General features: G+C 64.5%; 10 protein-coding genes. 4 read left to right on the forward strand and 6 right to left on the reverse strand.

Annotation, left to right across the window (positions count from 1 at the left end; genetic code table 11):
* From EN949_RS27220 to EN949_RS27245, 6 genes are all read right to left on the reverse strand, one after another.
* Positions 1 to 205, reverse strand: a 205-nt coding sequence (locus EN949_RS27220; protein WP_127371836.1) for an ATP-binding cassette domain-containing protein, incomplete at its 3' end; no start/stop codon positions are given.
* Entirely contained in the window at positions 198 to 1,076 is an 879-nt protein-coding gene (locus tag EN949_RS27225) for an ABC transporter ATP-binding protein (protein ID WP_127366624.1), read from the reverse strand. The genes EN949_RS27220 and EN949_RS27225, both read right to left, overlap by 8 nt.
* On the reverse strand, positions 1,073 to 1,921 hold the full coding sequence (locus tag EN949_RS27230) for an ABC transporter permease (RefSeq protein WP_013527973.1): 849 nt from the start codon (positions 1,919 to 1,921) through the stop codon (positions 1,073 to 1,075). The genes EN949_RS27225 and EN949_RS27230 overlap by 4 nt, the downstream gene beginning before the upstream one ends.
* On the reverse strand, positions 1,914 to 2,921 hold the full coding sequence (locus tag EN949_RS27235) for an ABC transporter permease (protein ID WP_127366625.1): 1,008 nt from the start codon (positions 2,919 to 2,921) through the stop codon (positions 1,914 to 1,916). Before EN949_RS27235 ends, EN949_RS27230 begins: the two co-directional genes overlap by 8 nt.
* Positions 2,922 to 3,144: 223 nt before the next feature.
* Positions 3,145 to 4,674: an ABC transporter substrate-binding protein gene (locus EN949_RS27240; RefSeq protein WP_027161803.1), complete on the reverse strand. Its 1,530-nt coding sequence runs from the start codon at positions 4,672 to 4,674 to the stop codon at positions 3,145 to 3,147.
* Between the two features lie 110 nt (positions 4,675 to 4,784).
* On the reverse strand, positions 4,785 to 6,359 hold the full coding sequence (locus EN949_RS27245) for an NAD(P)/FAD-dependent oxidoreductase (protein ID WP_127370739.1): 1,575 nt from the start codon (positions 6,357 to 6,359) through the stop codon (positions 4,785 to 4,787).
* A gap of 119 nt (positions 6,360 to 6,478) precedes the next feature.
* On the opposite strand from EN949_RS27245, the gene EN949_RS27250 reads away from it, so the two are divergent.
* The 4 genes from EN949_RS27250 to EN949_RS27270 form a co-directional block, all read left to right on the forward strand.
* Positions 6,479 to 7,270, forward strand: a complete 792-nt coding sequence (locus tag EN949_RS27250) for a cyclase family protein (protein ID WP_024503404.1) — start codon at positions 6,479 to 6,481, stop codon at positions 7,268 to 7,270.
* A gap of 311 nt (positions 7,271 to 7,581) precedes the next feature.
* On the forward strand, positions 7,582 to 9,153 hold the full coding sequence (locus tag EN949_RS27260; protein ID WP_024503405.1) for an NAD(P)/FAD-dependent oxidoreductase: 1,572 nt from the start codon (positions 7,582 to 7,584) through the stop codon (positions 9,151 to 9,153).
* Positions 9,153 to 9,635: a MarR family transcriptional regulator gene (locus EN949_RS27265; RefSeq protein ID WP_024503406.1), complete on the forward strand. Its 483-nt coding sequence runs from the start codon at positions 9,153 to 9,155 to the stop codon at positions 9,633 to 9,635. Before EN949_RS27260 ends, EN949_RS27265 begins: the two co-directional genes overlap by 1 nt.
* 45 nt (positions 9,636 to 9,680) lie before the next feature.
* On the forward strand, positions 9,681 to 11,653 hold a 1,973-nt coding region (locus tag EN949_RS27270), incomplete at its 3' end, for an indolepyruvate ferredoxin oxidoreductase subunit alpha (protein WP_164782554.1).

An 11,653-nucleotide genomic window follows, 5' to 3' on the forward strand; every position in this document is an offset into this window, starting at 1 on the left:
GCTCCAGCAGGCGCACCAGCGCGCGGCCGAGCGTCGACTTGCCCGAACCGGATTCGCCGACAATGCCGGTCACCGAGCCCCGCGGCAGGTCGAAGTCCAGGCCCTTCAGGATTTCGACCAATGGCGCGCGGCCGATCAGCGGCTTGCGCGTCATGTCGGGCAGCGCGACCTTCAGCCCGCGCACGGAGAACAACGGTTCAACCATGCGGCCGCCTCCAGACTTGGTCGGCGGCAGCGATCTCCGAAGCAAGTCCGGCCAGCACCGCCTCGTCCACCGGTCTTAGCGAGGCGAAAGGATCGGTGTAGCGTGGCGTCGCCGCGATCAGCGCCCGTGTGTAGGGGTGCTGCGGCGCGGCGAAGAGCGCTGCGGTCTCGGCCTCCTCCACCACCTTGCCGGCATAGAGCACCGAGACCCTCTGGCTGATCTTGGCGACGACGCCGAGATCATGGGTGACGAACAGGATCGCGGTGCCGTGCTCGCGCTGCAATTGTGCGATCAGCCGCAGGATCTGCTTCTGCACGGTGACGTCGAGCGCCGTGGTCGGCTCGTCGGCGACGATCAGCCGTGGCTCGGCGGCGAAGGCGGCAGCGATCAGCACGCGCTGGCGCATGCCGCCGGACAGTTCGTGCGGATAGCTTTTGAGCACGCGGTCGGGGTCGCGGATCTGCACCTCGTCGAGCAACTGGCGAATGCGGGTATCGGCCTTCTCGCCACTCCAGCCGAGGATGCGCACCAGCCGGTCGGTCATCTGCGAGCCGATGCGGCGCGACGGGTTGAGCGCGGTCAGCGGGTCCTGCGGGATTAGCGCCGTGCGTGCCCCAATCAGCGTGCGCCGCGCCTTGGGCTGCAATTTGCCGAGGTCTTCGCCCTCGAGCCGCATGTCGCCTTCGACGATGCGCACGCTCGACGGCAGCACACCGAGCACCGCCTTGCCGATCATCGTCTTGCCGGCGCCGCTTTCGCCGACCAGCGCGCGGACCTCGCCGGGCTGAACGGCAAGCGACACCGAGCGCAATACGCGCTGGCCGTTGGGCAGCACGGCGCTCAGATCCCTGATGTCGAGACAGGCGTTCATCGCAGCACCGGATCGAAACGCGTCTTCAGCGCCTCGCCGAACTGGCTGAACGACAGCACGGTGAGGATGAGCGTGATCAGCGGGAACACCAGCACCCACCAGGCCTGATGGATCGACAGCCGGCCCTCGGCGATGATGCCGCCCCAGGTCGGGTCGTCGGTCGAGATCGACAGATTGACGAAGGACAGGATCGCCTCGACGATGACGGCGATGCCCATTTCCAGCGACAGCAGCGCCACGATTGACGGCACCACATTGGGCAGCACTTCGCGCAGCATGATGCCGATGCGGCCATAGCCGGCGATGCGGGCATTCTCGACATAATCCATGCGCGACTGGCCCATCGTCTCGGCACGGATCACCCGGCAGAAACGCGTCCAGTCGATGATGGCGATGGCCAGGATGACGGAACTCAAGCCCGTGCCGAGCACCGCAACCAAAAGGATGGCGAACAGCACCGGCGGAAATGCCATCCAGACATCGACGATGCGCGAGATGATGCGGTCGGCCCAGCCGCCGAAATAGCCGGCTATGAGCCCCAGCATCGAGCCGACCAGGCAGGCGGCGATGGCCGCGGCGAAAGCGACGATGAAGGCGATGCGGCCGCCGAAGATCAGTCGCGACAACAGATCGCGGCCGAGGCTGTCGGTGCCGAGCCAATAGCCGGGTTCGGCGCCGGCCATCCAGAACGGCGGCAACCGTTCCAGCATCAAATCCTGCGCCAGCGGATCCTGCGGCGCGACCAGCGGCGCGAAGATTGCCGCCAGAAGCGCCAGCAGCAGCCAGCCGCCGGCCAGCCACAGACGCGGCGACACAGCTCGTCTTTGAGCGCGGCCCTCATCCATGGCGCAGCCTTGGATTGAGCAGTGCGTACATCATGTCGACGCTGAGGTTGATCAGCACGAACAGCAGCGCGAAGACCAGAACGATGCCCTGGATCAGCGGCAGGTCGCGGTTGATGACGGCGTCGATCGCCATGTTGCCGAGGCCTTCATAGGAAAACAGCCGTTCGACGATGACGGTGCCGCCGATGAGGAAGGTGAACTGCACGCCGACCAGCGTCAGCGTCGGCAGCGCGGCATTCTTCAGCGCTTCGCGCAGGATGACCTGTGTTTCCGAGAATCCCTTGACCCGCGCCAGCACGACGTAGTCGAGGTCGAGCACTTCCTTCAGCGACTGTTTCAGCAGCTGCGAGATGATCGCCGCCAGCGGCAGCGCCAGCGCCACGGCCGGCATCAGCATGTGTTTCAGCAGATCCCAGGTCAGGTCGAGGCGCAGACGAAGCAAGCTCTCGAACAGATAAAACTGGGTGACGAAGGGCAGGTCGAGCTGCGGCGACACCCGGCCGGAAATGTCGAAGATCGGCACCAGCACGCCGAACAGCAGGATCAGCACCAGGCCCCACAGGAAGTCGGGAATGGAAAGCGCCGCGCCGCTGGCGATGTCGATGCCGGCCTCGACCGCCGTGCCGCGTTCGCGCGCGCCGATGATTGCCGTCGTGCCGCCGAGCGCCACCGCCATCACAAGCGCGACGATGGCAAGCTCCAGCGTCGCTGGCAGCCGGTTGAAGACGAGACCCAGCACATCCTGCCTGAGCGAAATCGAGGTGCCGAAATCGCCCCTGGCGACGCCTGACAGCCAGATGAAGAATTGCTGCACGATGGTCTTGTCGAGGCCGTAGAGCGCTCGCAGCCGGGCAATGTCGGCATCCGTAGCACCAGGCGGCAGCATCATGGCGATCGGATCGCCGGGCGCGACGCGGATCACGACAAAGACGACGATGGCCACGCCGAACAGCGTGATCAGCATCGTCAGCAGACGGATCAGGAATCTTTGCAGGAGCATTCTGGCGTAGGCCTACTGCGTGCAAGCGACTGATGGAGCGAAAACCCCCTCATCCGGCCGCTTCGCGGCCACCTTCTCCCCGAGGGGAGAAGAGGTCGCTGACGGCTGAGCCAGTCTCTTCTCCCCAGCGGGGAGAAGGTGGCCCGAAGGGCCGGATGAGGGGGCCTGCGCAAGTTGAGAGAAGGCATGCCGGCTTTGCGACAGCGCGCCTTTCTCGACTCTCTCAGGCCGGGGTCATCAGGGCCGGCAGCAGTGCGCCCGACACATGCTGAACCACATTGACGCCCTTGGCATGGACGATGGGCTGCGCATACTGCATCAGCGGCAGCACATAGGCCTGCTCGGCGATGTATTTGTCGACAGCCTTCCAGCCGGCGATGCGCTTGGCCTCGTCCTTCTCGCCCCACAAGGGGTTGATCATGTCGATCAAATCCTGGCTGTCCCACACCGAATGCGGGCTCGGGCCGTACATGGCAAAGCCGGTCGAGGTGGTCGGATCGCCGATGGCGTTGCCCCAGTTGTAGAAGGCGGCCGGCGCCAGCTTATCGGCGGCGCGCAGTTCGTAGTGCTTTGCGATCTCGTAGACCTCGATCGTCGCCTCGATGCCGACCTTGCGCCACATGCCGACGATCGCCTGGATCATCTCATAGTCCTTGGGCTTGAAGCCCTTGGTCGTCTGGATGGTGAACTTGACCGGCTTTTCCGGCGAATAGCCGGAGGCAGCCAGCAATTCCTTGGCCTTTTCCGGATTGTGCTCGACCTTGATCGACGCGTCGTAGGATGCGTATTCCGGCGTTTCCAGCGTATCGATCGGCTGTCCGTAGCCGCGCAGCAGGCGATCGACCAGCAGCTTCTTGTCGACGGCCATCACGGCGGCCTGACGGACGTTCTTGTCCAGCATCGCCTCGATGTCGTTGAAGAAGATCATGCCGATGTCGGAAACGTTCTTGCACGAGCCGGCCAGCCCGTCCTTGGCGATCAGCCGGTCATACTCCTCGTAGGGGATTTCGAGCGTCACTTGCGAGGAGCCGGATTCGATCTCGGCGACGCGGCTTGCCGCGTCGGCGACGAACTTGATCGTCACATTCTCGAAGGCCGGCTTGCCGCCCCAGTAGTTCGGGTTTGCCTTGAGCCGCAGGAAAGCGTTGCGCTCGAACTTTTCCACCATGTAGGGGCCGGTGCCGATCGGCGCCTTCTCGAAACCTTCGGCGCCGACCTTCTCGTAATAGGCCTTCGGCATGATGTAGCCGGTCAGGAACGACATCCATTTGAAATAGACCGGGTCGAACTGCACGACGTCGCCGGTGATCTTGTTGCCGTCGATCTTGAAGTTGTTGACGTTCTTCCAGACGAACTGGATCGGGTTGCCGGTCTTTTCGTCGCCTGCCCGCTGTAGCGACCAGACGACGTCCTCGGCCGTGAACGGCGAGCCGTCATGCCAGGTCACGCCTTCGCGCACCGTCATCATGATCTTGGTGCGGTCGTCGTTCCAGCCCCATTCGGTGAGCAGGCCGGGCGCGAAGGACAAATCGGGCTTCTGCGGGATGAATTGATCGAACACCGACTGGTAAAGCCCCTGGATGGTCGGGTTGACGGCCGACGGGCCGGTGGTTGGATCCCAGGATGGCAGGTTGACGTTGTAGGCGATGGTCAGTTCGCCGGCGGCCGCCCTAGCGATCTGCGGCAGGCCGACGGCGGCCACCCCGAGTGCCGCGGCGCTGTATCCCAGCAATTCACGTCTGTTGATTGTCATGGTCGTTCCCCTTGTTGGTTTTGTTTCTGCGCGGCGTCTTCATGTCATCGGTTCAGGCTTCTTGGGCAGCAGCGCCTTGCCCCTCGTAGCCTCAAGGAAATCTCCGGCTCCTACCTCCCGCCAAGCTGTTGTGCGAGCATGAAGCCCGACGCCGCACCTGTGCCGGCGCCCGGCCATGTCGCGGCTCCAGTGAGGTGCAGATGCGCCACCGGCGTGTTCCAGCCGGCATAGTTGCGCGCCGGGCGGAATAAAAAGTTCTGCGCCAGATGATGGCTGCCGCAGACCTGGTCGCCACCGACGAGATTCGGGTTCTCACGCTCGAGGTCGATGGGCGAGAAGACGGCGCGGCCGAGGATCTTGTTGCGCAGGCCGGGCGCATAGGTCTCGATGATGTCGAGGACACGCTCGGCGTAGACCTCCTTGACCTTGTCCCAATGGTCCGGTGCGATCTTGCCGGCGGCATCGCCCAGGATTTCGGCCGGCAGCATGCGCACTTGCACCCACAGCACATGCTTTCCCTGAGGCGCCCGCGACGGGTCGATCGCCGTCGGCTGGCCGACCACCAGCACAGGCTCGTCCGGCAGCATGCCCGCCATGGCCTGCTGATAGGTGCGCGACATGGCGTCGAGCGACGGCGACAGATGCACATAGGCGAACTGCCGAAGCTCCGCTCCGGCACGCCAATCCGGCAAATCGTCCAGCGCCAGGTGGATCATCATCGTGCCTGGCGCATGGCGGAATTTCTGCATCGCCGTGTCGAAGCCGGCGTCGCCCGAACCATTGGGCAGCAATCTGCCCGTCAGCGCCTTGGGCGCGACGCCGGCAATGACTGCCCTGGTGGCGGTATGCGACTCGCCCGAAGCGAGCCGTACGCCGGTCGCCCTGCCGGCGGAAACCGTGATCTCGGCGACTTCGGCGCCGGTGACGATCTTGCCGCCGGCGGAGGTCACCATGCCAGAGAGGGCACGGATGATGGTATCGGCGCCGCCCTTGCCCAGCACCATGCCGAAACTCTGGTTGGCCATCGATTCCAGATAGGGGAACACGGCACCGCCGGCGATATCCGGGGCGAAGTCGAGATGCATGCCCCAAGTGGCGAGCGTTGCCCTGATATGCGGCGACTCGAAAGTTTCCTCCAGCCAGGCGCGGGGTGAGGACAGCAGCAGCCGGCCCGTATCGAGCGAACCGGCGATGCCCTTCTTGCGCCACAGGTTCCACGCCGTGCCGGCAAGCGCGCGGGCACTCATCGGCGAACCCAGCAGCCGGAACAGGTGTTCGGCCTCCGCCGGGAAGGCGGCGACCAGCCTGCGCCATGTGGCGGCGTCGGCGGCGGAGAAGGCGGCGATGCGCGCGGCCGTCTTTTCCAGATCGTTGCTGACGCCGAACCAGCGCCCGTCAGGGAATGCGCTGGCGAAACAGTCGGCGACCGGGGCGAACTCCAGCCCCTGCGCTTTCAATTCATTTGCATATTTCCGGTGGAAGGCCGAGCCGGCGAAGAGGCTGAGGTTCATCGCGCCGAAATCGTGGCGGAAGCCGGGAAGGGTGAATTCGCGCGTCTGGACGGCGCCGCCGATTATCGCGCCGCGCTCGAAAACCCCTGTTTTCCAGCCTTTGAGCGCCAAATGCGCGGCGCATGCCAGACTGTTGTGGCCCGCCCCGACAAAGATGGCGTCGAACTCGCTCACGCCCCGTCCCCATTTCCTTTATGCTTAAAGATAATTGCAGATGCATATGTTTTCGTCTAGTAGGATATTAAGGGCCGAGACGAGCCTTGATCATCACACGAAAGAGGGAACTTCAAACCATGGACACGCAAAAACTCCTCGGCGAAGTCGCCGGCCAGCTTCTTTCAGGCGCCATCAAGGTGGTCGACCTGTCGGCGCCGCTCGGGCCGGACACGCCGTTGATCAAGCTGCCGCCGGAACTCGCCGTCGACACGCCGAAGGTCGAGATCCACAACATCTCCCGTTACGACAAGAACGGTCCGTGGTGGGCCTGGAACTGGCTGAAGCTCGGCGAACATTCGGGCACGCATTTCGACGCGCCGCAGCATTGGATCAGCGGCAAGGATTATCCGGACGGCGCCACCGACACCATTCCGGCGCAGAATTTCGTCGGCCCGGTCAATGTCATCGACTGTTCGAAGGAAGCCGCCGCCGACCCCGATTTCCTGCTCACCGTCGACCACATCAAGGCCTGGGAAGCCGAGCACGGTGCGATCAATGCCGGCGAATGGGTGGTGATGCGCACCGACTGGTACAAGCGCAACGGCTCGGAAGCCGAGTTCCTCAATGCCAACGAGACCGGCCCGCACACGCCCGGCCCGACGGCCGAAGCCATCCAGTTCCTGATCAGCAAGGATATCAAGGGCTGGGGCTCGGAGACGATCGGCACCGATGCCGGCAAGGCCGGTGGCATGGAGCCGCCATTCCCGGCGCACACGCTGATGCACAAGGCCAACCGCTACGGTCTCGCCAGCCTCTGCAACCTCGACCAGCTGCCGCCGAAGGGCGCCATCCTGATCGCGGCGCCGCTCAAGATCGAGCACGGCACCGGCAGCCCGATCCGCGCGCTGGCACTGGTGTCGAAGCAATAAAGCGAGGTGGGTCTTCGGGAGAAGATCATGCGCGAAGGCGAAACTGGAATAGTGGGTAAAGGGTGGCAGGCTTGTAGCGCCAGCGCTCTATGGCGCCCCCCTCTGTCCTGCCGGACATCTCCCCCTCAAGGGGGGAGATTGGCCTTCACAATGGTTTTCGCCAATCTGCGACGTTGCAGGATTGAGTGGGGCGCCGAAGCTGCCAATCTTCCCCCAAGAGGGGGAGATGGCCGGCAGGCCAGAGGGGGGCGCCGTAGAGCGCAATTCCACGCGATTGAACTCCACTGCCCGCAAGCAAAGAGCAACCGCCAATGACCGCCCCCGATCACATCATCGTCGGCAGCGGCATCAACGCGCTGGTCTGCGCGGCGATGCTTGGCGGCAAAGGGGCGCGTGTGCTCGTCCTCGATCGCAACGACCGCATTGGCGGTTGCTTGCGCACCGAGGAGATCACCGCACCCGGCTTCATCCATGATGTGATGGCGACGACCTTCGTGCTGTTCATCACCTCGCCGGCCTTTGCGGCACTGGGCGCCGATCTCGCGCGCCACGGGCTGGAGTTCTGCCACACGGGCACGCCGACGGGCGTGCTGCGGCCGGATGGCAGCCATGCCGTGCTCAGCACCGACCGTGCCGCCAACATCGCCGCCCTCAATGCAATCGCGGCAGGCGACGGTGACCGGCACGCGGATGATGTCGGCGGCATCGAACGCAATGCCGGCCTGCTGTTCGGCTTGCTCGGCGGCAGCCTGTGGTCCTACCCGACAGCGAAGCTGCTTGCCGGTGATGGCTGGCGGCGTGGCCCGCGCGGCCTTGCCGCCTTCCTCGGCGAAGCTCTGGTGCCGGCGCGCGGCTGGCTCGAAAACACCTACCGGTCCGAAACCATCCGCGCGCTGTGGGCACCCTGGGTACTGCATGCCGGGCTTGGACCCGAGGACGCCTTCTCCGGCCAGATCGCCAAGGTCATCGCCTTCGCGCTGGAGGCGGCCGGAGCCCCTATCGTCAAGGGCGGCGCTATGAACCTGCTTGCCGCCTTCGAGGCTTTGATCCGAGAACGCGGCGGCGATGTCCGCACCGGCGCCGATGTCGCTTCGATCGTTCAAAGTAATGGCCGGGCAACCGGCGTGCGGCTGGCCTCGGGCGAGACAATCAATGCCGACAAGAGCGTCATCTGCTCGGTTACGCCAACGCAGCTCTATGGCAGGCTGCTTGGCGCGGATGCACCCAAAGCCGATGTCGAGGCGACGCAAAAGTACCGCTACGGCAAAGGCAATTTCCAGATCCACTATGCCCTCGACAAGCCGCCGGCATGGCGGGGCGATGGCTTGGACAAGGTGGCGCTGCTGCATCTGACCCCTGGACTGGACGGCGTATCGAAGGCCTGCAACGAGGCGGCGCGCAGCATGCTGCCGGAGGTGCCGACCATCTGCGTCGGCCAGCCGCACGCGCTCGACCCGTCGCGCTGCCCGGAGGGCAAGGCGATCCTGTGGCTGCAGCTGCCAGAGGCGCCTCGCTTTATCAAGGGCGACGCCGCAGGCAAACTGCAGGCCCCGGCCGACGGGCAATGGACCGACGCGTTGCGCGAGGCCTATGCCGATCGCGCCGAAGCGATCCTCGCCAGCCATATCGACGGCTTCAAGGACAGCATCATCGCGCGCCGCGCCTATTCGCCGGCCGATCTCGAAGCGATGAACATCAACCTGGTCGGCGGTGACCCCTATGGCGGTTCCTCGACCATCGACCAGTCTTTCCTGTGGCGGCCGTTCAAGACCAGCCGCAACCATCAGACCGGCATCAAGGGTCTCTACCATATCGGCGCCTCGACCCACCCGGGTGCGGGTCTAGGCGGCGGTTCCGGATTTCTCCTGGCGGGGAGGCTGTGATGGAAGAGAAGGTCGCGGAAAAGCGCCAGCGCATTTCGACCCTGGGGCAGATCGGGCTGCAGCAATTCGCGCCCTATCTGATGAACCGCATCATGGGCCGCTACAACGCCACCTTGCGCGACGATTTCCGCAAGCAGGGCCTGACCATCCCGCAGGTCCGCACGCTCGCCGTGCTGTCGGTCACCGACGGTATCACCGTCAACGACCTCTCGGTCTATACGGTCATCGAGCAATCGACCTTGAGCCGGACCCTCGATACGCTGGAGCGCCAGGGTCTGGTGCGACGCGAGCAGGGTGTCACCGACAGCCGAATCCGCCATGTGTTCCTGACCGACGAGGGCCGCGCCGAGTTCACCCGCGCCTGGCCGGCCATGCACGACGCGTTCGAAGCGATGTTCGACGACATCGACGATGCCGAATATTCCGCACTCATCGCCACGCTTTTGAAGATGCTGAAGAACATTCGCAAGCACGACATCTAGACCTACGCGCCGCCAGCGCTGGCGGTAACGGAAGGGAGAAAAAGAATGGCCGAACGGTCTTTTGCCAGGGAAGTCGAAAAACTCAGGCTCGGTGCCGGCGAGGAGTTTGCCGGCGAAGGCATTCTCGCCATCACCAAGGCGCTGCTGCAATGCGGCGTCGGCTATGTCGGCGGCTATCAGGGCGCGCCGATCAGTCACCTGATGGACGTGCTGGCCGACGCGCAGGACATTCTGGGCGAGCTCGGCGTGCATTTCGAGGCCAGCGCCTCGGAAGCCACTGCCACCGCCATGCTGGCGGCGTCAGTGCATTATCCCATTCGCGGTGCGGCGACCTTCAAGTCGACCGTCGGCACCAATGTTGCCTCCGACGCGCTCGCCAATCTCGCCTCCGGCGGCGTCACCGGCGGCGCGCTGATCATCGTCGGCGAAGACTATGGCGAGGGCTCCTCGATCATGCAGGAGCGCAGCCATGCCTTCGCCATGAAAAGCCAGGTGTGGCTGCTCGACCCGCGACCGAACCTGCCATCGATCGTCAAGGCGGTGGAGGATGGTTTCGAGCTGTCGGAGATTTCCAACACGCCGGTCATGCTGCAGGTGCGCATCCGCTGCTGCCACGTGCATGGCCATTTCATCGCCAAGGACAACAAGCGACCGCCGATGACGGTCGCCGATGCCCTCGACGCGCCGCGCCGCGACACCGGCCGCATCGTGCTGCCGCCCGCCTCCTTCCTGCATGAGAAGGAGAAGGTGCAGAAACGCTGGCCGGCGGCGGTCGACTTCATCGCCAAGAACAAGATCAACGAGTTCTTCGGCTCGGACCATGGCTCGGTCGGCATCGTCATGCAGGGCGGCATGTACAATTCGGTCATCCGCGCGCTGCAGCGGCTCGGCCTTGCCGACATTTATGGCGACACCGACGTGCCGCTCTATGTGCTCAATGCCGTCTATCCCTTGATCGATGACGAGTTCCTGTCGTTCTGCGAGGGCAAGCAGTCGGTGCTGGTCGTCGAGGAAGGCCAGCCCAACTACATCGAACAGGCCTTTGCTTCGATGCTGCACAAGGCCGGTCGAGGCACCAGGCTGGTCGGCAAGGAGCACCTGCCGATGGCCGGCGAATATACCGGCCAGGTCATGCTCGACGGCATCGGCGCCTTCCTGCGCGCCGAGGCGCCGCATCTTTTGCCGGGCGAGGTGCGCGCGCCCAACAAGGTTGGCGACGGCGTTGATGCCGCCGACCTCATCAATGTCGTGCCGGGCCGTCCGCCGGGCTTCTGCATCGGCTGCCCGGAACGGCCGATCTTTGCCGCGACAAAACTGGTCGAGCAGGAGCTAGGCAAGCATCACATCGCCTCCGACATCGGCTGCCATCTGTTCTCGATCATGCCGCCTTTCGAGCTCGGCGCCACCACCATGGGCTACGGGCTGGGCCCGGCCTCCGCCTCGGCCTTCAATTCGCCTGATGCCAAGCGGCGGTCCATCTCCTTCGTCGGCGACGGCGGCTTCTGGCACAACGGCCTGACCTCCTCAATTGGCAACGCGGTGTTCAACAAGAACGACGGCGTCATCGTCATCGTCGATAATTTTTACTCGGCCGCCACCGGCGGCCAGGACATCCTCTCATCCCGCGCCGGCAACAAGACCAAGTCGACGAAGCATCCGATCACCGAGGCGGTCAAAGGCATGGGCGTCAAATGGCTGCGCCATGTCAACCGCACCTATGACGTGACCAAGATGCAGGACACGCTGCGCGAGGCGCTGACGACGGAGGAGAAGGGGCCGAAAGTCATCGTCGCCTCGTCCGAATGCATGCTCAACCGCCAGCGCCGCGAAAAGCCGCTGGTCGACAAGGCGATCAAGGGCGGGACCCGTGTCATGAAACCGAAGTTCGGCGTCGATGAGGACATCTGCACCGGTGACCATGCCTGCATGCGGCTGTCCGGCTGCCCATCGCTGTCGGTCAAGTCGCTCGACGATCCTTTGCGCGACGATCCGGTCGCGCATATCGACCAGAGTTGCGT

The organism is Mesorhizobium sp. M7A.F.Ca.US.007.01.2.1, assembly GCF_003998165.1.
GTDB lineage: Bacteria > Pseudomonadota > Alphaproteobacteria > Rhizobiales > Rhizobiaceae > Mesorhizobium > Mesorhizobium ciceri.